Annotated in this window: 20 protein-coding genes, 2 tRNA genes and 2 rRNA genes (1 of these 24 only partly in view); 17 read left to right on the forward strand and 7 right to left on the reverse strand. The window is 65.2% G+C overall.

All coding sequences use genetic code 11. The features are described 5' to 3' along the window. From IE113_RS11730 to IE113_RS11745, 4 genes are all read left to right on the forward strand, one after another. Positions 1–1,868: ribosomal RNA gene (locus tag IE113_RS11730) — 23S ribosomal RNA — on the forward strand (it extends 925 nt beyond the left edge of the window). Between the two features lie 115 nt (positions 1,869–1,983). Then, positions 1,984–2,098 (forward strand): 5S ribosomal RNA (gene rrf / locus IE113_RS11735). A gap of 260 nt (positions 2,099–2,358) precedes the next feature. After that, positions 2,359–2,435 (forward strand) — tRNA-Met (locus tag IE113_RS11740). Positions 2,436–2,626: 191 nt separating this feature from the next. After that, a complete protein-coding gene (locus tag IE113_RS11745) occupies positions 2,627–4,324 on the forward strand; it encodes a class I adenylate-forming enzyme family protein (RefSeq protein ID WP_189541698.1) in 1,698 nt (565 codons plus the stop codon). Positions 4,325–4,430: 106 nt separating this feature from the next. On the opposite strand, the gene IE113_RS11750 is transcribed toward IE113_RS11745, so the two are convergent. Beyond that, positions 4,431–4,706 carry an HU family DNA-binding protein gene (locus tag IE113_RS11750; RefSeq protein ID WP_189541700.1) on the reverse strand — a complete coding sequence of 92 codons (276 nt, stop codon included), beginning with the start codon at positions 4,704–4,706 and terminating at the stop codon, positions 4,431–4,433. Positions 4,707–4,974: 268 nt separating this feature from the next. On the opposite strand from IE113_RS11750, the gene IE113_RS11755 reads away from it, so the two are divergent. Further along, the gene (locus IE113_RS11755; RefSeq protein ID WP_189541701.1) at positions 4,975–5,610 is read left to right on the forward strand and encodes a Crp/Fnr family transcriptional regulator; all 636 of its coding nucleotides are present in this window, start codon (positions 4,975–4,977) and stop codon (positions 5,608–5,610) included. 51 nt (positions 5,611–5,661) lie between these two features. Here the strand turns inward: IE113_RS11755 and IE113_RS11760 are convergent, their stop codons facing one another. From IE113_RS11760 to IE113_RS11770, 3 genes are read right to left on the reverse strand one after another with little or no spacing between them, the layout of a single operon-like run. Continuing rightward, positions 5,662–7,293: a tetratricopeptide repeat-containing protein gene (locus tag IE113_RS11760; protein WP_189541703.1), complete on the reverse strand. Its 1,632-nt coding sequence runs from the start codon at positions 7,291–7,293 to the stop codon at positions 5,662–5,664. A gap of 9 nt (positions 7,294–7,302) precedes the next feature. Next, positions 7,303–7,809, reverse strand: a complete 507-nt coding sequence (locus tag IE113_RS11765) for a nucleotide synthetase (protein WP_189541705.1) — start codon at positions 7,807–7,809, stop codon at positions 7,303–7,305. Continuing rightward, positions 7,809–9,413, reverse strand: coding sequence for a toll/interleukin-1 receptor domain-containing protein (locus IE113_RS11770; protein WP_189541707.1), 1,605 nt, complete (start codon positions 9,411–9,413; stop codon positions 7,809–7,811). The genes IE113_RS11765 and IE113_RS11770 overlap by 1 nt, the downstream gene beginning before the upstream one ends. Positions 9,414–9,724: 311 nt before the next feature. On the opposite strand from IE113_RS11770, the gene IE113_RS11775 reads away from it, so the two are divergent. From IE113_RS11775 to IE113_RS11800, 6 genes are all read left to right on the forward strand, one after another. Then, positions 9,725–12,655, forward strand: a complete 2,931-nt coding sequence (locus IE113_RS11775; protein WP_189541709.1) for a TonB-dependent receptor — start codon at positions 9,725–9,727, stop codon at positions 12,653–12,655. Between the two features lie 157 nt (positions 12,656–12,812). Further along, the gene (locus IE113_RS11780) at positions 12,813–13,271 is read left to right on the forward strand and encodes a hypothetical protein (protein ID WP_189541712.1); all 459 of its coding nucleotides are present in this window, start codon (positions 12,813–12,815) and stop codon (positions 13,269–13,271) included. 231 nt (positions 13,272–13,502) lie between these two features. Beyond that, a complete protein-coding gene (locus tag IE113_RS11785; RefSeq protein ID WP_189541715.1) occupies positions 13,503–14,525 on the forward strand; it encodes a VOC family protein in 1,023 nt (340 codons plus the stop codon). Positions 14,526–14,539: 14 nt separating this feature from the next. Beyond that, positions 14,540–15,658, forward strand: coding sequence for an FAD-dependent monooxygenase (locus IE113_RS11790; protein ID WP_189541717.1), 1,119 nt, complete (start codon positions 14,540–14,542; stop codon positions 15,656–15,658). Between the two features lie 165 nt (positions 15,659–15,823). Beyond that, on the forward strand, positions 15,824–16,768 hold the full coding sequence (locus IE113_RS11795; RefSeq protein WP_189541724.1) for a fumarylacetoacetate hydrolase family protein: 945 nt from the start codon (positions 15,824–15,826) through the stop codon (positions 16,766–16,768). After that, on the forward strand, positions 16,765–17,298 hold the full coding sequence (locus IE113_RS11800; protein WP_189541726.1) for a cupin domain-containing protein: 534 nt from the start codon (positions 16,765–16,767) through the stop codon (positions 17,296–17,298). Before IE113_RS11795 ends, IE113_RS11800 begins: the two co-directional genes overlap by 4 nt. Positions 17,299–17,323: 25 nt before the next feature. On the opposite strand, the gene IE113_RS11805 is transcribed toward IE113_RS11800, so the two are convergent. Then, entirely contained in the window at positions 17,324–18,484 is a 1,161-nt protein-coding gene (locus IE113_RS11805; protein ID WP_189541875.1) for an alpha/beta hydrolase family protein, read from the reverse strand. A gap of 224 nt (positions 18,485–18,708) precedes the next feature. Beyond that, positions 18,709–18,795: transfer RNA gene (locus IE113_RS11810), tRNA-Leu, on the reverse strand. A gap of 188 nt (positions 18,796–18,983) precedes the next feature. On the opposite strand from IE113_RS11810, the gene IE113_RS11815 reads away from it, so the two are divergent. Then, positions 18,984–19,202, forward strand: a complete 219-nt coding sequence (locus IE113_RS11815; RefSeq protein WP_189541728.1) for a hypothetical protein — start codon at positions 18,984–18,986, stop codon at positions 19,200–19,202. A 9-nt stretch (positions 19,203–19,211) separates the two neighbouring features. On the opposite strand, the gene IE113_RS11820 is transcribed toward IE113_RS11815, so the two are convergent. Further along, positions 19,212–20,138, reverse strand: a complete 927-nt coding sequence (locus IE113_RS11820) for a zinc-ribbon domain-containing protein (RefSeq protein WP_189541731.1) — start codon at positions 20,136–20,138, stop codon at positions 19,212–19,214. Positions 20,139–20,295: 157 nt separating this feature from the next. On the opposite strand from IE113_RS11820, the gene ftsE reads away from it, so the two are divergent. The 5 genes from ftsE to IE113_RS11845 are packed head-to-tail and all read left to right on the forward strand — an operon-like array spanning position 20,296 to position 24,481. Beyond that, complete coding sequence (gene ftsE, locus IE113_RS11825; protein WP_189541733.1) at positions 20,296–21,036, forward strand: cell division ATP-binding protein FtsE; 741 nt, start codon at positions 20,296–20,298, stop codon at positions 21,034–21,036. Between the two features lie 4 nt (positions 21,037–21,040). Beyond that, the gene (locus IE113_RS11830; RefSeq protein ID WP_229822337.1) at positions 21,041–21,982 is read left to right on the forward strand and encodes a cell division protein FtsX; all 942 of its coding nucleotides are present in this window, start codon (positions 21,041–21,043) and stop codon (positions 21,980–21,982) included. Further along, on the forward strand, positions 21,982–22,512 hold the full coding sequence (locus tag IE113_RS11835; RefSeq protein WP_189541735.1) for a YdcF family protein: 531 nt from the start codon (positions 21,982–21,984) through the stop codon (positions 22,510–22,512). The genes IE113_RS11830 and IE113_RS11835 overlap by 1 nt, the downstream gene beginning before the upstream one ends. Before the next feature lie 2 nt (positions 22,513–22,514). Further along, positions 22,515–23,225 carry a lysophospholipid acyltransferase family protein gene (locus IE113_RS11840; RefSeq protein ID WP_189541737.1) on the forward strand — a complete coding sequence of 237 codons (711 nt, stop codon included), beginning with the start codon at positions 22,515–22,517 and terminating at the stop codon, positions 23,223–23,225. Beyond that, the gene (locus IE113_RS11845; protein WP_189541739.1) at positions 23,222–24,481 is read left to right on the forward strand and encodes an NRAMP family divalent metal transporter; all 1,260 of its coding nucleotides are present in this window, start codon (positions 23,222–23,224) and stop codon (positions 24,479–24,481) included. Before IE113_RS11840 ends, IE113_RS11845 begins: the two co-directional genes overlap by 4 nt. Positions 24,482–24,491 lie beyond the last annotated feature (10 nt).

Here is a 24,491-nt window from a genome sequence, read left to right on the forward strand (position 1 = left end):
TACCAATACTAACCAAACTCCGAATACCAACGAGTCTAGTTCGGCAGACAGACGGCGGGTGCTAAGGTCCGTCGTCAAAAGGGAAACAGCCCTAACCTACAGCTAAGGTCCCCAAGTCATCACTAAGTGGGAAAGCATGTGGGATTTCCAAAACAACCAGGAGGTTGGCTTAGAAGCAGCCATCCTTTAAAGAAAGCGTAACAGCTCACTGGTCTAAATAAGAGATCCTGCGGCGAAGATGTATCGGGGCTAAAGTGATGCACCGAAGCTTAGGGTTCAGTACTTGTACTGAGCGGTAGCGGAGCGTTCCGTAGGCTGATGAAGCGGTCTGGTAATGGGCCGTGGAGGTATCGGAAGTGCGAATGCTGACATGAGTAGCGATAAAGAGGGTGAGATGCCCTCTCGCCGAAAGACCAAGGGTTCCTGCTTAAAGCTAATCTGAGCAGGGTGAGCCGGCCCCTAAGACGAGCCCGAAGGGGGTAGTCGATGGGAACCACGTTAATATTCGTGGGCCTGGTGGTGTGTGACGGATCACGTGTGTTGTCTGACCTTATCGGATTGGTCAGGCTTCGAAGTGGTTCCAGGAAATAGCCCCACCGTATAGACCGTACCCGAAACCGACACAGGTGGTCAGGTAGAGTATACCAAGGCGCTTGAGAGAAGTATCCTGAAGGAACTCGGCAAATTGCCTCCGTACCTTCGGAAGAAGGAGGCCCCACATATGGGCAACCATTTGTGGGGGGCACAGGCCAGGGGGTAGCGACTGTTTAGCAAAAACACAGGACTCTGCTAAGTCGGCTTCAAGACGACGTATAGGGTCTGACGCCTGCCCGGTGCCGGAAGGTTAAGAGGAGGAGTGCAAGCTCCGAATTGAAGCCCCGGTAAACGGCGGCCGTAACTATAACGGTCCTAAGGTAGCGAAATTCCTTGTCGGGTAAGTTCCGACCTGCACGAATGGCGTAACGACTTCCCCACTGTCTCCAGGATATGCTCAGCGAAATTGAATTCTCCGTGAAGATGCGGAGTACCCGCGGTTAGACGGAAAGACCCCGTGCACCTTTACTGCAGCTTCAGAGTGGCATTAGGAAAGAATTGTGTAGCATAGGTGGGAGGCTTTGAAGCACCGGCGCCAGCTGGTGTGGAGCCATAGGTGAAATACCACCCTGTTGTTTTCTGATGTCTAACCTCGCACCGTTATCCGGTGCAGGGACCCTCTGTGGCGGGTAGTTTGACTGGGGCGGTCGCCTCCTAAAGAGTAACGGAGGCGCGCGATGGTAGGCTCAGGCCGGTTGGAAACCGGCTGTTAGAGTGCAATGGCATAAGCCTGCCTGACTGCGAGACTGACGAGTCGAGCAGAGACGAAAGTCGGTCATAGTGATCCGGTGGTCCCTCGTGGAAGGGCCATCGCTCAACGGATAAAAGGTACGCCGGGGATAACAGGCTGATGATTCCCAAGAGCTCATATCGACGGAATCGTTTGGCACCTCGATGTCGGCTCATCACATCCTGGGGCTGGAGCAGGTCCCAAGGGTTTGGCTGTTCGCCAATTAAAGTGGTACGTGAGCTGGGTTCAGAACGTCGCGAGACAGTTTGGTCCCTATCTGCCGTGGGCGTCGATACTTGAGAGGAGTTGCCCCTAGTACGAGAGGACCGGGGTGAACATGCCTCTGGTGTACCTGTCGTTCCGCCAGGAGCGCAGCAGGGTAGCTATGCATGGACGGGATAACCGCTGAAAGCATCTAAGCGGGAAGCCTCCCTCAAGATAAGGTATCTTCGAGTCGTGATAGACCATCACGTTGATAGGCCGGATGTGGAAGCGCAGTAATGTGTGGAGCTAACCGGTCCTAATAACTCTGATCATGCTTGATGAATCCCACCATCAATGACAGTCCTGCCCAGCGCATGACCGTCTGCGATGCGGACGATATCAGCCAGAACAACACCATCGATTAAAAACCCGCGCTACTTGCGCCAGCTCTATTGCTTGGTGACCATAGCGTCAGTGACCCACCCGATCCCATCTCGAACTCGGCCGTGAAACCTGACTGCGCCAATGGTACTAACGCTCAAGCGTTGGAAGAGTAGGTCGTCGCCAGGCATTACAGCTGGCGCAAGCAGCACGGACAAAAAACCCATTCACAACTCACAGCAAAGCCGCTGCCGGACCAAAACCCGAGCGGCGGCTTCGCCGTTTATGGACCTCCGCGCCCCACAAGGCCGACCCATGAACAATCCAAAAGGGCTGACACATAACAGCCCAAAACGGTAACGCGGGGTGGAGCAGCCCGCCAACCGGTTTGCACCGCAAACCGGCACACAAAACTCTCCCGGGCTGACAAACACAGCCCGCATCGGTGACGCGGGGTGGAGCAGCCCGGTAGCTCGTCAGGCTCATAACCTGAAGGTCGCAGGTTCAAATCCTGCCCCCGCAACCAATATGAACGAAAATCATCATAAACCCGATGCACAGCAGTCGCGCGCGCGGTTTGCTGTCCAGCGATCTTGTCGTGGCCGGCACGGCGCTGTCCAATGCGCGGGAAATCCCCGCTGGCAAACGCAATCGGTCCTTGCCTGCAACTGGTCGTTATGTTTCCTTGGCCGAAACAAGAACGAGCCGGGATGAGACATGCATTACGCCGAACTGAAGCAGGCACGCGAAGAATTGACCGGACCCGGCGGGGTTTTCGAAATCACCGAAATCGAGGTGCGCGGCCATCCGATCCGCACCTATCGACATGCACCGCCGAGCGTGCGCGAGGTGTGGCTGTCGACCGTCCAGTTCGCCGATCGACCCTATCTGGTCTATGGTGACGAGACGATCAGCTATGCCGATGCACATGCGCAAGTGAATGCGGTTGCGGCCTGGCTGGCGGATCAGGGCATTGTCGCAGGAGACCGGGTGGCGATTGCCATGCGGAACTATCCCGAATGGATGCTGATCTATTGGGCCTGCACTTCCTGCGGGATCGCGGTGGTGGGGATGAACGCCTGGTGGACGCCGGACGAGATGGCCTATGCCCTCAACGATGCACAGCCGAAGGCTCTGTTCACGGACCAGGAGCGTCTGGAGCGTCTGCGCCAGTGCGAAGGCGTGGCGGCTGACCTCAAGCTGGTCGGCGTCCGCCTGAGTGGCCCTGCGCCCGGCGTGACCGCGTGGGACGATGTGGTTGCCGCCGGTGGGGCGATGCCCGATGTCGTGGTTGATCCCGATGCCGATGCCTGCATTTTCTACACCTCTGGGACAACCGGGCACCCGAAGGGCGCACAGCTGACGCATCGGGGCTGCGTGGGCAATCTGTTCAACCTGATGTATGCGGCGGCATCGTCAGCGCTCGCGGTGGAACGGGCCACCGGGGTCGCTCCGCCGGAAACCCCGCCGATCCCTGCCGTGCTGATCACCACGCCGCTGTTTCATGTGACCGCCAACAATTGCGGGGCCTATGCGACCACGGCTGCGGGGGGCAAGCTGGTGCTGATGTATCGCTGGGATCCCGGCGAGGCGTTGAAACTGATCGAGCGGGAGCGCGTCACGTCGATGAGCGGGGTGCCGGTCATGGCGCGTGAACTGATCAACCATCCGGACTTTGCCTCGACCGATACCTCCAGCCTGCTGGCCCTGTCGGGCGGAGGCGCGCAGGTGCCGCCGGACCTCGTCCTGAAGATCGAGGACAAGGTGGCTACCGCGCGCCCGAGCACGGGTTACGGGATGACCGAAACCTGCGGGATCATCACCTCGATCGCCGGGGACTTCTTTGTCGACCGGCCTGACAGCGCGGGTCCGGCGATGCCGAACTTCGAGGCGCGCTGCGTTGATGACGACGGCAATACCGTTGGGGTCGGTGAAGTGGGCGAGCTGTGGGTGCGCGGGGCCTGCGTGATCAAGGGCTATATCAACCGGCCGGAAGCCACGGCGGAATCGATCACCGATGGTTGGCTGCACACGGGCGATGTGGCCCGCATGGACGAGGATGGTTTCATCTATATCGTCGACCGCAAGAAGGACATGATCCTGCGCGGGGGCGAGAACGTCTATTGCGCCGAAGTCGAAGCGGCGGTCTATCGCCATCCCGCCGTGGCCGAATGCTGTGCCTTTGGCGTAGCGGATGAGCGCTTGGGCGAGGAAGTGGGCGTGGCCGTGGTGCTGAAGCCGGGCGAAACCTTGACCGAGGCAGAACTGCGGGAGCACTGCGGCGTGATCATGGCGCGGCACAAGGTGCCGCGTTACATCTGGTTCATGGATGAAGCCCTTCCGCGCAATGCCAGCGGCAAGTTCCTGCGGCGCGAGTTGCGCGATCGGCTGAGCCCGGCGACCGTTCCCGCCTGAACCTGACTGTCGCACATGACAAAAGGCCGGCCACGCAGCGATGCGGGCCGGCCTTTCCGCATTTGGGACGACGGTGCGGACCGGCCGGCCCGCACCGTCAGACCAATCAGCCGTTCAGCTTGTCCTTGACCGCCTTGGCGGCCGAGAACGACAGCTTCTTCGAGGCGGCGATCTGGATGGTCGCGCCGGTCGAGGGGTTGCGGCCTTCGCGGGCCGGGGTGTCCTTGACCTTGAACTTGCCGAAGCCGTTCAGCGAGACTTCTTCACCAGCGGCAGCAGCGTCCGCGATCGCGGCAAACACCGCATCGACCAGCTTGCGTGCATCGGCCTTGGTGATGTCGTGCGACGCGGCAAGCTTGTCGGCGAGGTCGCTGTTGTTCATCGGAAAATCCCTTTCGTGATAATTGGACCACAGCAATTAGCCGTGAGAAAAGATAAGGTCCACTGCCAAGCGGTATTCCAGCGGCTGTCCTGTGGGCAAAACTGCACATTTTCCGGGGATTTCTGCACTCCGGACCGCGTGACGGGGCCTAGCCGGGGCTGCGATCCGGGCTTTTCCGGATATCCACCCGGTGTTAGCGTGACCATTGGCGATGAAAACGGGGCCGCAGTGTTTGGATAAGCCGGGGCAAGGTGGAACGCTGGCCGTGATGCGCCAGGCGTTCGGGTGCGGGAATGATCTTGCGATCACAATCCTCGCCTCCGCGCGCGAGGGTGAACTACCGCGCGGAGCAGTGCTCTGGCCGATTGCGGGGCGTGACGAGACGACCCTGGTGACCACCGGGCTCGCCCAGGAAGTCGCCTATGGCCGCGATGGCAGCATGCTGGTGCTGCATCAGGTTCAGCCCGGTGAATTCTTTGGCAGCCTGGTTGGCGGGAGTGCGGTTGAAACCAGCGCCCAGGTCGAAGCCGTCGTGGACAGCAGGGGCGTGCAGTTCGCCACCATTTCGATCCTGCGGCTGATGGAGAGTTACGCCTGTGTCGGCGTGGCGATAACGCGGCAACTGGCCAACCGGATCGATACCATGCGGGTGCGCATGGTGGAAACATCGATGCTGTCGGCCACCGGGCGGATCTGTGCGGAACTGCTGCGCCGGGCGCGGCGCGCCCCGGACATGACGATCCGCCCCCTGCCGGTCTTCGCGGAACTGGCCGTTACCGTGCAATCGACGCGCGAGACGGTGTCCAGAACGGTGTCCCAGCTGGAAAAGCGCGGCGTGCTGCGCCGCGAGCCCGGCGGACTGGTCGTGGTCGCCCCGCACCGTCTGGAAGAACAGGTGTACTAGACGGAGGGCAATTTCGGCCGATATCAATTGGCCGGCGTCCGGTTCTGCCGGTTAGATGGCCATGTCCGGCTGCAGGCCAGACGGGCCTAGCGTGAAGACCGCGCCTTCCGTGCTTTCATCGCCGAAATGATACAGCCGCGCCTGCAGGATCGACGTGGCACGGGCGGCCATGGTGACGGCCAGCGCCTGACTGCCCAGTGCCAGCCCCGGATGAGCCATCGTTGCCAGCCTTCGGGCAATTCCCTCACCGGGGCCATAGGGCACCCGCGCGCCTGATGCCGGGTCGGTCACTGCCGTTGAAATCGCGATGTGTGCGCCGATCGAGGGGGCTTGCAGCCCGGCAAGACGCGCGCTGGACAAGATCCCGCGCACCGTTTCCAGGGCCGTGTCCAGGTCGGTCAGATGCACGTCCCAGCGGCCCGGAGAGGCACGGACCGCTGCGGGATCGAGCAGCGCGAGCGCATCGGCAACGGGCGCGGTGCGCGCCGCAATCTGAGCGGAATCCAGGTTGGCGCGGCCGTCAAGACCGTCAAGCAGGATGCACAGGCTCACCGCGAGCGCACGCGCCGGATCGGGTTGTTCTGGCGGAAACAGCGCCTCGACTTCGGCGTCGCGCGGAATGGCCAGGCGTTCTTGCGGCCCGGCGGCGGTGGGCCACATCATGGCTTGCCGGGCGGTGTTCCTGCCGCCACCAGCCTCGTCGGTGATGATCAGTTGCCGCACGGCCGCGCCAAATCGGCGGGCATTCAGGATTGCGCCGCCAATCGCCAGCTCACCCGCGTGGGCTGTGGCCAGGGGATCGTGCACCGCTGCCGCGCCATGGCCCGAAGCGACGACCGAACACGCCTGACCCAGGACGGCGTAGAAGCGATCGGTCCAGACGCTTCCTGCGGGAGAAACCGATTGCGCGGCGAATCGGTCTGGCGGGCAGGGCAGCACGACATGCAGTTCCACTCCGGCCGCAAGGAGCCGCTCGGCAATGACGATGTCCGCCCCTGCGGCCAGCGCACCCCAGGCAAAGCCGATTCGCGTGCGTTCCAGCAGCGCATCGATCGCGGCGACAATGTCGGCCTCGCTCCGGCCGCTGGCACTGATGCCCATGTGCCCGGCAAAGTGCAGGCTGTCGGGCGGGGAAAATGCCTGCAACCAGTCAACCGTTCCGTTCCGGGCATGCTGGATGGCCCGCAGTTGGGCCAGCGTTACCGCGCGGTCATCCCATCCATCGGGATCCAGCTGCACGGCCTGTTCCATGGCGGCCTGCGCGCCTGGCAGATCGTCCAGCAGGAGCAGGGCTTCGGCACGGGTCGCGGCCAGGTAGTAGGGCGTGTCGGCGGCTGGCTGGGCCTGATCGAGCAGGCGCAGCGCTTCCTGCGCGCCGACTTGCGCGCCGCCGCGGTCCCCGGCGAGGAGCCGCAGCGTGGCCGCATTGATCGCCAGGTACGGGGCAGGACTGAGCGCGTGCGCGGCGGCATAGGCGCTTGCCGCTTCGGCAAATGTCACCGCGCGATCCGGGATCGGTCCGGTTCGCGCCCGGTCCTTGAGCAGCCGCCCCTTGACTGCCAGCGCAGCCGGATCGGCGGTTAGTTCGAGGTAGCCGGCGGCGATGAACAGATCCCAGGCGCGGTCGATCGCTCCGGCGCGGGCCAGGGCGGTGATTGCCGGGAGCGAGGCGGGGACGGACATGGCGCTCGATCAGTCGTTCGGCGGCGGATTCTTGACTTCGGGGTCGATCCGGAAGCCATTCTTCAAGGCGCTGGACTGGCCGATTTCGACATAGAGATTGAAATGGTGCCGCTCTGGCTGCGGCGTCGGCGGGTTCGGGGTGTCGTAGCGCGAGCGGGCCGTGAAAGTCAGCGTATCGGCGGTATGCGAGACATACTGGTAATACCGGGCCTGTCCGGCAACCTTGAAGCTGATCGGGTTGTCATCGAACGTCCAGTTCCAGTCCTTCGCCAGCTTGATGACGATCTGCCACTGTTCGCCAGGCTTGATGTTCAGCGAAAAGCCCTTGGTCTGGTCGCCGCCGACGATCCGGTCGGGCCCCTCATCGCGCATGGTCAGCGCGAGGTTGCGGGCACTGCCGGTGCCGTCCGGGGTCATGCCGAATACGACCACGGCCTGCTTGACGCTGCTCCCCGTTGCGGCAGGGCCGGCCAGCGGCAGTTCATCATCGTTGCTGGATAGGCGCGGGTTGCTCATCATTCTGCTCCTGATTTGCGGGATTGGGGGGATGCCGGGGCGGCGCTCAGCGCAATGGCGTCGCGGCGCCAGGCAGCCCAGTCGGCGTTGGCGGGATCAAGCCTGGTCAGGCGGTCCGCCAGCGCTTGCGCATCGCGTGCCGCAGCGCGCGCCTCGGCTGGCCGGCCGGCCTGCCCCAGCAATTTGGCGAGGCCCAGGTCGGCGAGCATTTCGGCCTCGATGGCGCGGGCATCCTTGGGGTGCGCCCGGCCCAGTGTGCGGGTCAGGTCGCGTTGTTGCTGCCGCAGCGCGATCGCCGGATCGAACCGGGACAGGGCGGCCAGCGAATCCGCCTCCCACGCCAGGCGGTTGGCAAGTTCGAGCCCGCTGACAAGGTCGGTCTGTTGCTGTTGCCACAGCCGCTGGGCGATCTGCCGCGCCGCGGCGCAATGCGGCTGCGCGATCTGCGGGCTGGCGGGGGCCGTGAGGTTCGCGGCGCAGAGATTGGTTTGAGCGTAGCCCAGCTCGCGCTGCCAGCGCGGATACGCCGGGTCGGCACTGACCAGGCGGTCGGCCAGCGCAAGATAGCGTTCCCAGTGGAGCTTGACCTGGTCCAGGTTGCGCTGGCCATCGGCTCGCTTGGTCAGGTAGGCGATGTAGCCCAGCAGGTATTCGCTCTGCGCGTGGTTGAAGATCCGCTCTGCATCCTTGGGGCGGCGCTTCAGCAGGCCATCGGTCACGCGCCAGGCTTCAAGCGCTTCCTGCCGGGCCTGAGGGCGTCCGGCGGCAGTGCGCAGGTTGTCTTCGGCCATGGCCTGAAGCAGGCGGGCGCGGCGTTCAAGGCTGTCGTCGGGCAAGGTCGAAAGATCCTGCCGCGCATAATAGTCCAGCGCCCGCTGGTTGACGGTGTCCATCGTGCTCAGGCTGCCGACTCCCTTCAACTTGTCCCTGAGATCGGTCAGCATGAATTCAACCATTCCCTCGGCGTCGGCGCGCTGCGCCTCGGCCTCGGCGCGGGCGCGCAGGGCGAGGATCAGCAGTGTCGCCAGCACTAGACTGATTGCCACGGCCCCTGCCGTGACGGCCATCACGCGGCGCTGTCGGGACTGCGCATCGCGCTGCACCAGGCGGTCGAGCGGTTGACCGGTCAGACCGGCCACGATTTTCAGCAGGCCCAGCCGCTTGCCATCGGCGTGTTTGCGGAAATCGGCGGCCAGTGGCTCGTGCGTCTGCCCGTTGTGGGTCAGCAGCGCCGGGGGGAATGCGGCTTCGGGTTCATCCTCAATCAGGGCCGCCAGAATGGGACGGTCGGGATGCAGGTCGCGGAACAGGCGGATTTCCTGATCGACCCATTGGCTGGCGCGCGCGGCAGGGCTGGCGACCACGACCAGCGCGGCCGAGCGGGACAGCGCATCGCGCACTTGCGCCGGCAGGTCTCCGGCGGCCAGTTCGGCCCGGTCGATAAACACCGGCGCCAGCCGCGTGGCCTCCGCGCCGCCAGCTTCCGCCACGCGGAATCCTTCCAGCTGGCGGTGCAGCCAGTTGGCGAAACCGGCGTCCGAATGGCTATAGCTGATGAACGCGCGATAGTGCGGCGTTGCCCCATCCGCTGGGCGCTGACCCATCAATGTTCCCCGTTTCCAAGGCTGGAACTTGTCCGAAGCAGCAGCCGTTTGCAACGTGGATTTCCCTATGGCCGCCGCAATTGAATCGCGACGCGGCACTGCGCTTTGCAAACAATCGGCAAGCTGGCCCCAGTGCAGCATTTCTGCCGCACTGGCCGCCTGATTCCGGCAGCAGGTGTGGCCATTACGCTACGGAATCCGCGATAACTAACGGAGCGATTAAAACCGGTTGTCAAGCGCTCCGCATGGTGTTCTATTCGTATGCGCAACCGCCCGGAAAAAGGGACGGGCATTATAAGGAGAGAGGGCTGATGAGGGGTAAACTGACCCTGCTTGCTGGCGTATGTGCCAGCGCAATCGCGTTTCCGGCATTTGCACAATCGTCGGACGACAATACGGCCAATGATGCCGAAACCATCATCGTTACCGCCCAGCGCGCCAACCAGCGTCTGCAGGACGTGCCGATCGCGGTCAGCGCCTTCAGCACCGAAGCGCTGGAAAAGCAGCAGATCAAGAACACCAGCGACCTTCAGCTGACCCTGCCGAACGTCACGTTCACCAAGACGAACTTCACCAGCTCCAGCTTCACCATCCGCGGCATCGGCGACCTCTGCGTCGGCGTGACCTGCGACAGCGCGACCGCCATCCACCTGAACGACGCGCCGCTGTTCGGCACCCGCATCTTCGAAGGCGAATTCTACGATCTCGCCCAGGTCGAAGTGCTGCGTGGTCCGCAGGGCACCCTGTTCGGCCGCAACGCGACCTCGGGCGTGGTCAACTTCCGCACCGCGCGCCCGGACCTGTCGGGTTTCGGCGCTTCGGTTGAGGCGGAATACGGCAACTACAACGGCGTGAAGGTCAAGGGCATGGTCAATGCCCCGATCGGCGAAAACGTCGGCGTGCGCCTCGCCGGGTTCTATCTGAACCGCGAAGGCTATACGCAGAACCTGTTCGACAACAGCCGCATCGACGACCGTGACATGTACGGCGTGCGTGGCTCGATCCGGCTTGAGCCGGGCGAAACCACCACGATCGACATCATGGCGCAGTACTTCCATGAGCGCGACAGCCGCATGCGCATCCAGAAGCAGCTCTGCCAGCGCGACCCGACCGGCGTGCTGGGCTGCCTCAGCGGCGGTCGCCCGAATGAAATGACCAACGCGAACACCACGTTCGTGGGCGTGCTGACCTCGAAGGAATTCTTCGCGATCCGCGGCCTGCCGACCGCGTTTGCGCTGGGCAGCAGCTATGGTCCGGACGCCTATGCTGGCGTGGTCAACCCGGCCGACACCCGCGTGGTCAACACCGATACCAACCCGACCTACTTCACGGACGAGTTGATCATCCAGGGCAGCCTCGCGCAGGAACTGGGCGGCGGTCTGAACCTGAAGCTCAGCGGCAACTATCAGGAAGTCGAAGTCGACTCCTCGCAGGACTACAATAACTCGGTCCAGAACCGCGCGATCTATGCTCCGGCGCTGAGCGCGCTGGCAGCGGCGAACGCCGGGTCGCTGGGCGCGGGCCTGCAGACCTACCTGGCGCCGGTTTACCGCGCGCTGACGCCGAACGGCGCGGCGGGCCAGCTCTGCACCTCGCTGCCTGAGGAAACCGGCACCGGGGCGTTCGGCGGCAACCGTGTCTGCTCGATGACCCCTACTGACTTCGACCGTTCGAACCAGACCCAGTCGAGCTGGACCGCGGAAGCGATCCTTTCGTCCGACTGGGACGGCATGTTCAACTTCCTCGTAGGCGGGATCTACGGCGAACTGCACATGACCGAGAACAGCTACTACGTGAACTCGTTCGGCATCGACTACTTCACCGGTGTCGTGGGCGCGTTCTCGGCGCTGGGCGCGGGCCTGCCGCCCGCCTACCTGGCGACGCCGTTCTACCGCAACAACACCGACGACCTGAAGGTCAAGACCTACGGCCTGTTCGGTGAAGCCTACTTCAAGTTCAACGACCAGCTGAAGCTGACGCTGGGTATCCGCTACAACAACGACGAAAAGTCGATCTCGGCGCGTACCACGCTGGCCAGCTTCCTCGCGCCGGTCGCCTCGACCAATGCGTTCTCGTCGCCCTATGTCGGTTCGTTCGATGCCGACGCGGGCCTGCCGGGCAACCAGCTGTTCCAGAACCGCAAGGTGAACTTCAGCGAATGGACCGGCCGCGCGGTGCTCGACTATGCGATCACCCCGGATAACCTGGTCTATGCCTCGTACTCGCGCGGCTACAAGTCGGGTGGTATCAACCCGCCGCTGTCGCCGGTGTTCGCGGTTCCGGAAGGGTTCAAGCCGGAATTTGTCAACGCCTTCGAAATCGGCTCGAAGAACCAGTTCGGCAACGTTACGCTGAACCTGACCGGCTTCTACTACCAGTACAAGGATCTGCAGCTGTCGCGCATCGTGGCTCGTACCTCGGTGAACGACAACGTCAGCGCCAACATCTGGGGTCTGGAAGCCGAAGCCATCATCCGGCCGACGCCTGAACTGACCGTCAACATGAGCGCCAGCTACCTCAACACCAAGGTGTCCGAGGACAAGATGCTGGCCAACCCGCGTGACTTTGGCGCGGGCCGCTCGGACTCGGTGATCATCAAGGACATCACCAACGGTGCGAACTGCGCCGTGGCGCCGACCACCGCGGGCAACGCGGCCGGGGCCAACGGGTTCGTCAACCAGGCAAACGCGCTGATCAACGCCGGGGCCATTCCGGGTGTTGCCGGCGGTGCTGGCCTGCGGGGCACGACCGGCTTCGGCGCGAACAGCGGGATCGCCTCGACCGGTGCGTTCGGGATCTGCGCGGTGCTCGATGCCCTCGCTCCGACCGTGGGCGCGGCCTTTGGCGGCGTGCAGGTCTATTCGTCGGGTATTCCGGTCAACATCAAGGGCAACAAGCTGCCCGGCGCGCCGGACTACAAGTTCTCGGCCGGTGTCCAGTATGCCGCGCCTATCGGCGAAATGACCCTGACCCCGCGTGCGGACTTCGTCTACACCGGCAAGTCGACCGGCAACATCTTCAACGGTGCGGTCAACGAGATCGACAGCTTCACGCAGGTCAATGCGCAGCTGCAGCTCGATGGTCCGGACAAGAAGTGGTTTGCCCGCGTGTGGGTGCAGAACCTGTTCGACAAGGACTCGATCACCGGCCTGTACGTGACCGACCAGTCGTCGGGCAACTACACCAACATCTTCACGCTGGAACCGCGCCGTTATGGCATCACGGCCGGCCTGAAGTTCTAAGATCGACGAAAAGCACTCCTGGGAGGGATGCTGATCTGGGCCTCGGGGGAAACCCCGGGGCCCTTTTCGTTGCGCGCTGTGCGCCGCTGTCCCCGAATGGGTCACGGCATGGCGCAGTGCGGTTGACTCGGATGCGTGAAGGCGGAATGCCAAGGCGATGACATCTGGAACCGATCCCTCGACTGGCGATGTGGCCGCATGGCAGCGGCAAATGGCCGCACTGGCCTTCGATAGCGCGGCTGCGACCGGGGGGGAGCAGCAGGAATTCGTGGCCCTTGCCAGCAGCCTGCTTCAGGCGATGCCGCATCAACTGGGCCAGGCCTTTGGCCGGTCCGCATCGCGCGACATTGGCCCCTTGCTGGAGGCCGGAGCCCCGACCGAGGCGGTGCTGGCGCTGCTCGACGGCTGGGCAGGCTACATGCTGTCGTGCGGCCCCGGTGGGCGGCCGATGGCGACCGTGGTCGTCGAGGCGATGGGCGGCGAAGCCAGTGCCGAAGGTGCGACCCCTGCGCTGGCCCTGCTTGGCGCTCTGGCTGCATTGCTGGCTGGCGATGCACTGGATGCCGATTGCGCGGCGCAGGTCGATTGGCGTTCGAACGGCGCACGGCTGAATTAGCCAACACAAAGCCGGCGATGCGGATTGTCGTCACTGGCGCCGGGCGCCGGCCCTCATTGGCCGATCTGCTCGCGCAGCTGGTGCGATCCGCGCTGACCACGCTGCAATAAGCGTTCCGGTTTTTCGATAGCTTTGCACCCATTCAATCCATGCGCTGGATTTGCGCTGGATCAACCCGCCGCGTCGCCGCCTTGCCCATGTCTGCCGCCACATTCTTGCGGGAGTTCTGGCATGGCAATTATCGGAATCCGGCGGCTCACCTGGGCGGTCGATGACGTTGCAGCCTGCGTGCGCTTCTTCACCGATTTCGGGCTGACCCTGATCGAGGAAGCGGCGGACGCGGCGTTGTTCGAAGTGGCGGACGGATCGCAGACGCTGATCCTGCAACATGGCCACCCGCGCCTGCCCGCCAACACCGCGCAGACCGGCAAGGGCGTGTACGAATGCGTCTGGGCGGTGGACAGCGCCGAAGGGCTGGCGCGGATCACGGCGCGGCTGGAGCCGGACTGTGAACTGACCACCGATGCCGAAGGCGTTGTCCACTTCACCACCCCGTTCGGGCAGGCGATTGGTCTGGCTGTGTGGCAGCCGCGCGTGGTGCACGGCGCGCCGACCCCGCAGAACACGGTGGGGCGGATCGAGCGGCTCAACCAGCCGCGCAAGTGGATCGACCGCGCGCTGCCCAAGCGCACCCATCACTGCGTCTGGACCTTCCCGGATGTCCAGCAGGCGCTGGAATTCTATCGCGACAAGCTGGGGTTCCGGATCACCGACATGCAGAAGGGCTTTGGCGTCTACATGCGCGCCGATGGCTGCTTTGAGCACCACAACGTGTTCCTGGCCGATGCCCATGCGCCGATGCCGGGGTTCAACGGGACGCTGAAGTTCCACCATGCCAACTGGGAAGTGGAAGACATCGACGAGCTGATGGTGGCCAAGAACTACCTCGACCGGCGCGGCTACAAGTATGGCGACTGGAACTGGGGCTTTGGCCGCCACCGGCTGACCAGCGCGGCGTTCCTCTATGTTCCCTGCCCGGCGGGCGGCGAGGCTGAATACGGCGCGGACTGCGACTGCGTGGACGACAGCTGGAAGCCGCGCATCTGGGACGGCGCGTTCGGCACCGCGATTTACATGACCAACCTGCCCGACTTCATGAAGGGCGAACCCAACTGGGACGTGACGTACGCACGGCCCGATCAGCTGCACTACCACCCCGCCGCGCCCGCAGCGCTGGCCGAAGCGGCGGAATGAGAGGAACCAACAGCATGAGCAAGACGCAGAACATCCTGATCGTCGGCGGCGGCGTCGCCGGGCTGGCGGCGGCCATCGGCCTCCACAACAAGGGCCTGAAGGTCGAGGTGGTGGAAAAGAACGCCGACTGGTCGGTCTATCACGTCGGCATCATCGTCCAGGCGAACTTCATCCGCGCGCTTGAGGAACTGGGGCTGGGCGAAGCGGCGGTGGCCGCCGGGTTCCCCTACAAGGGCGCGCGGTTCATGACGATGGCGGGCGACCTGATCGCCGAGCTGCCGGGGGATGCGCAGGTCGATGGCCTGCCGTCCGACCTGGGTCTGACCCGGCCCGCGCTCCATAAGGTGCTGACTGACAAGGTGCGCGAACTGGGCATTCCGGTGCGGCTGGGAGTGACGTTCGAGCGCTTCACCGACACTGGCGACGGGGTGGACGTGACCTTCACCGATGGTACCAGCGGGCGCTTTGACCTGCTGATCGGCTGCGACGGCAACTATTCGCAAGTGCGCGCGGCGCTGTGGCCCGATGCGCGGCCGCAGTTCACCGGGCAGGGCGTATGGCGCTACAACGTGCCGCGTCCGGCTGATCTCGAATGGTCGGACCTCTACATCGGCAAGCCGGGCGGCAAGGCCGGTTACTGCCCGTTGACCGAGACGGAGATGTATATCTTCGCCGTGTTCGAGGAGCCGGGCAATCCGCGCTTCGCGCCCGAAACGCTGGCTGCTGAAATGCGCCAGCGGCTGGAGGGGTTCGGCGGACGGCTGGGCGAAGCCGCTCAGGCGATCACCGATCCGGCGCTGGTGGTCTATCGCCCGCTGGAAGCCTGCATCATGCCCGATCCGTGGTATCAGGGGCGGGTGGTGCTGATCGGCGATGCCGCCCACAGCGCAACCCCGCATCTGGGGCAGGGCGCGGCGATGGCGGTGGAAGACGCGATCGTGCTGGCCGATGAACTGGCCGCCAAGGATGTCGACACGGCCCTGCGCGCGTTCATGGATCGCCGGTTTGAACGGGCGAAGCTGGTCGGCACCAGCTCGATCCAGCTGGGCGAATGGGAAATGCATCCCGAAACGGCGGGCGACCCCGTGGCACTGACCCGGCGCATCCGCGAGAAGTTGGCCGAACCGGTCTGATGCGGGGGGCTGCCAATTGGCGTTCAGTTGGCACTCCAGCCAGACCGATGCGCCCGCCGACCATCACATGGTGTCGATGGGTGCCTATCGATGGAATGCCTTTGCCGGAATGAGGCCTGCCGCCTAATCCGGCAAAGACACAAGTTTGATGGGAGAAGTTTGGCAATGCGTCTGGCAACCTTGCGCGACGGAACGAAGGACGGGCGGCTGGTGGTGGTCTCGCCCGATGGAACCGCCTGCGCGGCTGCGCCGTGCGGCACCTTGCAGGAGGCGCTGGAGAACTGGGATGCGGTCTGCGCTGATCTGGCGGCGATCGCCACGTTCCCCGATGCGCTCGACCCCGCGCTGTTGGCCGCGCCGCTGCCGCGCGCGTGGCAGTGGCTGGATGGCTCCGCCTTCCCCAGCCACGGCGACCTGATGGACAAGATGCTGGGCATGACCAAACCGCCGCTGACCGCGCCGTTGATGTATCAGGGCACGTCCGACAAGTTCTATGGCCCCAATGACGACGTGAAGTTCCCGTCTGCGGACCTGTCGATCGATTTCGAGGGCGAGTTTGGCGTGATCGTCGATTTCGTGCCGATGGGCTCCACCCCGGCGCAGTGCCTGGAGCACATCAGGCTGGTGGTGCAGATCAACGACTGGTCGCTGCGCGCACTGGCCGGGCCTGAAATGAAGACCGGGTTCGGCTGGGTCCAGGCCAAGCCGCCCTGCGCGATGGCGCCGTTTGCCGTCACGCCCGATGAACTGGGGGCGCACTGGCGCAATGGCCGGGTCTGCCTGGACCTGCTGGTGGACTGGAACGGCGCGCGGTTCGGCGCGGCCAATGGGGAGCCGATGGACTATGGCTTCCACGAACTCGTCGCCCATGCCGCCCGCACGCGCGATCTGGTAGCGGGCACGGTGATCGGTTCGGGCACGGTTTCGAACGAGAACTTCCGCGAAATCGGGTCTTCCTGCATTGCCGAGCGGCGGGGAATCGAAATCGTCGACGAAGGCGCTGCCCGGACCGAATTCATGCAGTTCGGGGATACCGTGCGAATGGAAGCGGTCATGCCCGATGGCCGCGCTCCGTTCGGGGCGATCGACCAGCGGGTGGTGCAGGCTTGACGGACCTTGCCGAAGGCGGGCCGTCTGATGGCGGCCAGTCTGATAGTGGATTGCCCCCGGTCCAGCGCCTTGTCACCGGGCATGATGCGCGGGGCCGGGCGGTGTTCCGCTCCGAAGATGTCAGCCCGACGCGGCTGATCCCCTCGGGCGACGCCGCCTTCCTGTCGCTCTGGACGACTGCCACGGTCCCCGCCGATAACAATGACGAAACCGATGGCCGCCACCGTGATGCGGGGCTGACGCTCAATCAGGGTTCGGTGCTGCGGATCGTCGATATGCTGCCGGGCAAGGAAAGCCCGATGCACCGCACCAATTCGATCGATTACGGCATTGTGCTGGAAGGCGAAGTCGAACTGGAACTGGACGACGGGGCAAAGCGCACCGTGCGGCAGGGCGGTATCGTGATCCAGCGCGGCACCAACCACTTGTGGCGCAACACCAGCGACAAGCCTTGCCGCATCGCCTTCGTGCTGATCGAGGCGCCGGCCTATCTGCACCAGGGCCGGCCCCTGCCGGAGCACAAGCCCTGAACCTGCTGGCGGCCCAGCCGCCTGCTCAGGCGGTGCGGCCGCCCAGCGTTTCGGCGAACCAGTCGGCGATGTAATCGCGCCCGAACGACATGTTATCGGCCCCGACGTGCTCGATCCCGCCTTCGCGGGCAGTGAAGATCTTGAGTTCGCGGCGGGGGCTGTTGATCAGCTGGTCATAGGCCTGGTAGGCGTAATCCACGCTGATCTGGCGGTCGTTCTCGCCGTGGGTGACGAGGAACGGCACCTTGATCCGGTCCATGTGGCCGTTGAGGTTCATGTCGCGGGTCTTTTCGAAGAAGTCGTCCTTGTCCTTCGCGCCGAACACCCAATAGACGTGGCCCCAATAGTGCGGGACGGGATTTTCACCTTCGCGTTGCAGCCGCTTGAACTGCACTTCGTACCAGTTGTGGTTCGCCCCCCAGCACGCGCCCGAAGCGAAGCGCGGTTCATAGGCGACCGCGCGCGGGGCATAGTGTCCGCCCAGCGAAATCCCGGTCATCCCGATCTTCTTAGCGTCGACTTCGGGCTGCTGTTCCAGCCAGTCCACCGCCTTGGATGCCCATTCCTCCGAATGCGCGGTGGCAGGCAGGTTCTGCAGGCGCAGCGCCTCGCCCGTTCCCGGCTGGTCGACGCACAGGGTGGAAATCCCGCGCTTGGCCAGGGCATGGGGCAGCCACGACCAATAGAGCAGTTCCTTGTTGCTATCGAGGCCGTTGCAATAGACCACCGCCGGGCGCGGGCCATCGCCGGGCGCGCGGGTCCACAGCGCGGGCATCGTGCCGCCACCTGCCAGCGGGATTTCCACCCGCTCGCAATTCAATCCGCCCAGCGCGATGCCGCGATCGAAGCATTCGCGCGCCCGGCGGTAGGTTTCCATCCGCCCCGGCGTGCCGCGCGCCTGCATCCGCTCGCCATTGAGCAGGTAGAGCGCGGCGCGTTCCAGCTTCTTGCCGGCGGAATAGGCACGGCCCTTGGCCTCGTCCTCGGCGGCCAGTTCGATCAGCGTATCGGCCTTGGCCATCCACGCTTGCATGAACGCCAGCGTCCCGGCATCGGCGCTTTCGCCCGCCGCAGCCTTTGCCGCCGCCACGACGTCCACGATCTCGCCAATCTGGCCGCCGCTTTCCATCGCGATCGCGACCGACAGGTTCCAGATGTAGTTGGGGAAGGGTTCGAACAAGGCCACGGATCTGCTCTCCAAGATATCCTGCACACCGTGGCGGGAAGCGGCCACGGCCCAGCAAGGCGAATTCCGCCCTGCTATCGCCCCGCCTATACCAGACGCAGCGCAGTGCGCTCACCATATGATGGCAGCGTTACTATCCATGAATTCAATAGCTGGCAGCAATCGCGGCAGTGCGCCATTCAGCACCGCCCGTGAGCGGGGTGGGCTGGTTCTACCGATTTGATTGGTGCGGTCGAGAAGACTCGAACTTCCACGGGCTTTCGCCCACAACGACCTCAACGTTGCGCGTCTACCAATTCCGCCACGACCGCTAAATCATCGGAGCTGCCGAAGGCGCTCCGGGGGGGTAGGAGGGCGCCCTTAGCAAAGGCGTTGCAGGGCTGCAAGCGCTGTTGCCGGTAATCTTTGCCGGTCAGGCCTGGGCGCGGCAGCGTCCCGGTTGGGGACAGTGCGGAATCGCCGGTTGCCGGGATGGTGAATCCGGCGTTCACCATCGGGCATGAGCGCGTTCTTGCCCTTTATAGCCGCGACTGTGGCGACGCTCTGGAACCCGCTGGGCACCCCGCCGCGCGCGCCGCTGGGGGCGACTGCGGTGGTGCCGGTGACGGTTGAAATCCTGCGCTTCGAAACATCGACCCCGGTTGCCGGACCCGACCGGCAGGTGCGCAAGGTGCGCCCGCGCGGCAGGGGGCAGGTCATCATGGTCGAATTCGAATAGGTCGCCCGGTCAGCCCGGTTTCCAGCCGAACTGTGCCTTGACCGCCGACTTTTCGACCGGAACGAGGGCCTCGTTGACGGAGACGCTTTCGCCCGGTGCGAGCACGCGCTTGGCCGGGCGGATTTCCGCCGTGCGCACGATCTGGCCGCGCGCGCCGCGCAGCACGACCAGAATGGTCGGGACGCTGCGCGAAACATCGGAGATGTTGGTGACCTTGCCGTTGATCCCGTAATACCAGGTGCCGTTGGGCAACTGGCGGCGGTCCTGCTGCTTGGCCGGGAAATCCAGCTTCAGGCCGGGTTGAGCCTCGGCAAACGTGGGCCGCGCGAAGGGCATCCAGTCAGGCAAGCCGTACCACGCGGTTGCACCGACGGCACCAAGCGCGACCACCGCGAACAAGGCGGCGGCAATCGTCCACATCCGTGCGGGATTGCGGCGCGGCCGGAACGGCGGCTCGTAATCGAAGCTGGAACGGCCATCGTCAAAATCCGCGCCATAGGCCGGATCGGCGTAGACCGGCCGACCCGGCAGGTCCTCGTCGCGGCGGAGCGGCGGAGGCGGAGGGAGCGGTTCGTTCTGGCCCTCGGCATCATCTAGCGCGGCCAGCGGGCGGGACGGTGGTTCGGCCAGATCCGGCTCCGGCGCGGCGACGGGCGCGCCCTGCGCTGCTTCGCTGCTGTCCACCGCAGGTTCGGGCGGCGCGGGAGGGGGCGCGGACGGAGCCGGTGCCGGGGCTGCTGCCGGCGGCGCTGCTGCGGGAGCCGTGTTGGCCGGGGCGGGCTGGGCCGCGCGAAGCGGCGGCGGCACAGCCATGTCCGGGCCTTCCTGAAACCAGCTGTGGCGGCACTTGGCGCAGCGCACCGTGCGGCCTTCCACGCCGACGGCGCTGTCGGGAACGACATAGCGGGTCGAACAGGCGGGGCAGGAAATAATCATGTTCGCACCGTTAAGCATGTAACGCCGCGCGGCAAGCGTCGGGTTGCGAATGTTGCGCGGCTAATCCCTTTTTTCCACATGGATTGGCCGCTATAGCCTGCCGACGCTTCGACGCGCCCCGGCGCCCCGCAACCTCGTACCGGACTGCCCCAGCCTGATGAACAGCACCGCCACCGGGGAAATCGTCCAGTTCGACAACGTCGGCTTGCGCTATGGCTCTGACCGTGAAGTGCTGAGCGACGTGTCCTTCACACTCTATCCCGGCACGTTCTATTTCCTGACTGGGGCCAGCGGCGCGGGCAAGACGTCGCTGCTCAAGCTGCTCTATCTGGCGCAGCGCCCGTCGCGCGGGATGATCCGGATGTTCGGGACTGATGCCATCACTCTCCCGCGCGAGCGCCTGCCAGGCTTCCGGCGCCGGCTGGGCGTGGTGTTTCAGGACTTCCGGCTGGTCCCGCACCTGTCCGCGTTTGACAACGTCGCGCTGCCGCTTCGCGTGGCGGGGGTGCCGGACCGCGAATTGCTGCGCCCGGTCGCGGACATGCTGGAATGGGTCGGGCTGGCGGACCGGATGCACGCGCAGCCGGCCCAGCTTTCCGGCGGCGAGCAGCAGCGTGTGGCCATTGCCCGGGCGGTGATCGGCCGGCCGGAATTGCTGGTGGCGGACGAGCCGACCGGTAACGTCGATCCCGATATGGCGATCAAGCTGCTGCGCCTGTTCGAGGCGCTGAACCGGCTGGGAACGACCGTGGTGGTTGCCACGCACGACGTGCACCTGCTGCGCAAGGTGCCGGATTCGCTGATCATGCGGCTGGACAAGGGCCGCCTGTCCGACCCGACCGGGGCGCTGCGCTATCCGCCGCGTCCGCACGTCGCCGCGCGGCCCAGGGAGGATTGAGGCGATGGCGCTGCAACTTCCCGCCGGGGTGCACGAGGCGATTGCCCAGGGCTGGCGCTCTGTATCGGGCAACGGCCAGAGCGAGCTGATTCCGCAGGCCCGGCTGTCCGGGCCGATGCCGTGGGTGATCGCGATCATGGTCGCGCTGACGGTGATCGCGGCCGCGGCCGGGCTGTCGTTCAGCAACACCGCACGCAATGCCGCGGACGAGCTGTCGGGCGGGGTGACGGTGCAGATCGTCAACGCCAACCCTGTGGAGCGGGACCGGCAGGCGGTGGCCGCCGTCGGGCGGTTGCGGGCGATTCCGGGCGTGGTCGATGCCAACATGGTCTCGCAGGCCGAAGTCGAACGCCTGATCGAACCCTGGCTGGGCGCGCGCGCCGCCGGGGATGAGGCGATTCCCGTGCCCGCGCTGGTCGATGCGCGGCTGCGCGATCCGCTGACCGCCGAAACCCTGGGGGCGCTGCGCCGCGCCGTGCGCGAGGTGGCGCCCGATGGCCGGGTCGATGGGCAGTCGAGCTGGCTGAAGCCGGTGTTCAGCGCGATCCAGTCGCTGCAATGGCTCTCGCTGGCGCTGGTCGGCCTGCTGGCGTTTGCGACCTCTGCAGCGGTCCTGCTGGCAGTGCGCAGCGCGCTGGGGTCGAACCGCGACACGATCGAGATCGTGCATCTGCTGGGCGGGACCGACGCACAGATCGCGCGGATTTTCCAGCGCTCGGTCGGTTTCGATGCGGCGGGCGGCGGCGCGGTGGGACTGGCGCTGGGGTTGGTGGTGGTGCTGTTCCTGGGACAGCAGTTTGCCGAACTGGGGGCCGGGCTGGTCAACAGCGGGGCGCTGGTGTGGAGTGACTGGCTGCTGCTGGCGCTTGTCCCGGCGGGGTTTGTCCTGCTGGCGATGCTGACCGCGCGGATCACCGTGCTGGCCGCATTGAAGCGGATGCTGTGATGCTGGCGCGCGGTCTTGCCTTGACGTTCCTGGGCTGGGTGCTGGGGTTCCTGTGGTTCGCCGTGGCGCTGCCGCAGCCGGCCGGGCCGGGGCAGGCCGACGCCGTGGTCGTGCTGACCGGCGGAACGGGCCGGGTCGCGCGCGGGCTGGAAGTGCTACGGCGCGGCTGGGCCGGGCGGATGCTGGTTTCCGGCGTCGACCGCGATGTGAAGCCGCACGAATTCGCGGTGGAATACAAGGTGGCCTCGGCGCAGATGGCCTGCTGCGTTACGCTGGGGTTTCAGGCGACCGACACGATGAGCAACGCCGACGAGACCGCGGCCTGGGTCCGCAGCGAGAAGATCGGGACGCTGCGCGTGGTGACCAATGACTGGCACATGCGCCGCGCACTGCTGGAGCTGGAGCAGACCTTGCCCGAAGGGGTGACCCTGCAGGCCGATGCAGTGCCGACCCGGCCATCGCTGCGCACCCTGTTCATGGAATATCACAAGCTGCTGGCGCGCCTGGTGACGCGCGGCTGGAGGGGGTGAGAATGTCCGTCTTGCGCAGCCTGCTGTTCTACATCGTGTTCTATCTGGGCAGCATCTATCACGTCGCCGGATCGGCGCTGCTGGTCACGCTCGGGTCGCGCCGCACCTTCCGCCGGGTGGTGGAGGACTGGTCGCGCTGGCACCGGTGGTGCGCGCGGGTGCTGCTGGGGATCGACCAGCGCATCGAAGGGACGATCCCGTCCGGCCAGGTGCTGGTCGCGCTCAAGCACGAGAGCTTTTACGAGGCGATCGACCTTCCCGCGATGTTTGACCGGCCTTCGGTGTTCGCCAAGGCGGAACTGATGCGGCTGCCGCTGTGGGGCTTTGCTGCCGACCGCTATGGCCTGGTGGCGGTGGAGCGGGAGCAGGGGGCCAAGGCGCTGCGCGCGATGCTCAACGCGGCGAAGAAGTACAGCGCCGATGGCCGCCCGCTGCTGATCTTTCCCGAAGGCACCCGGGTTCCCCACGGCCAGCGCGCCGAACTGCAATCGGGGTTTGCCGGCCTCTACAAGCTGCTGGGGCTGCCCGTGGTGGCTTGTGCCATCGATTCCGGGCCGCTCTATCACCGCCGCTGGAAACGGCCGGGCACGGTGACGTTCCGCTTTTCGGAACCGATTCCGCCGGGCCTCCCGCGTGAGGAGATCGAGCAGCGCGTGCAGGACGCGATCAACGCCCTCAACGCGCCCGCCCCGAACCCGTCCGGTCCGGCATGACCCAGCCAGAGGAGCGGCGCTCCGCGTTCGAAGTGCTGGGGCCGGGGCTCGTTACCGGCGCTGCAGATGACGATCCCAGCGGGATCGGCACGTATAGTCAGGTCGGCGCGCAATTCGGCTATGGCCTGGCATGGACGATGGCCTTCGGATTTCCGCTGCTCGCCTCGATCCAGGCGATCTGCGCGCGGATCGGGGCGACCACGGGCAAGGGCATCGCCCAGAACCTGCGGCGGCACTATCCCCCCGCCTTGCTGCGGCTGGTGGTCGTGCTGCTGCTGGTGGCCAACGTCATCAACCTCGGGGCCGATCTTGGTGCGATGGGGGCCGTGCTGGCCTTGCTCGTGCCGGGCCCGGTGCTGCTCTACACCGCCGCGTTCGGGGTGCTGAGCGTCGGGCTGGAAGTGTTCCTCAGCTATGATCGCTATGCCCGTATCCTGAAATGGACCACGCTGTCGCTGTTTGCCTATGTTGGCGTGGTGTTCGTGGCCGACGTTCCCGTGGGCGAGGCACTGCGCGCGCTGGTGGTGCCCAGCTTTACCTTTGACCGCGAGCACGCGATGGCGCTGGTCGCGGTGTTCGGCACCACGATCAGCCCCTACCTGTTCTTCTGGCAGGCCGGGCAGGAAGTGGAGGAACAGCACCGCCGCCACATCAAGCCGCTGCACGTTTCCCCGCGCAGCCGCGCCGAGGCGGAACTGCGGCGCATCCGGACGGACACGCTGGTCGGCATGGGCTTTTCGCACCTGGTCGCGCTGTTCATCATCATCGCCACAGCGGCCACGCTGCACGCGAACGGCGTGCGCGAAATTGCCAGCGCGGCCCAGGCGGCAGAGGCGCTGCGCCCGATCGCGGGTGATCTGGCGTTCGCGCTGTTCGCTATCGGCATCATCGGCACGGGCCTGCTGGCCGTGCCGATTCTGGCGGGCAGCGCGGCCTATGCCGTCAGCGAGACGTTCGGCTGGACCGAGGGGCTGAACCGCAAACCGCGCGAGGCCAAGGCGTTCTATGGCGTGATCGTGCTGGCCACGGCGGGCGGGGTGGCGCTGAACTTCATCGGGATCGATCCGATGAAGGCGCTCTATTGGGCAGCCGTCGTCAATGGATTGCTCGCCCCGCCCTTGATGGTCGTGACGATGCTTATCGCGCGCAACCCCAGGGTCATGGGCAAGCTGGTGATTTCCCGTCCGCTGGCCTTCGGTGGCTGGCTTTCCACGGCGGTGATGTGGATCGTCGCCGGGGTGTTCCTGCTTTCCTAGCTGGCGGCGT

The organism is Novosphingobium arvoryzae (genome assembly GCF_014652615.1).
GTDB classification, from domain to species: Bacteria; Pseudomonadota; Alphaproteobacteria; order Sphingomonadales; family Sphingomonadaceae; genus Novosphingobium; species Novosphingobium arvoryzae.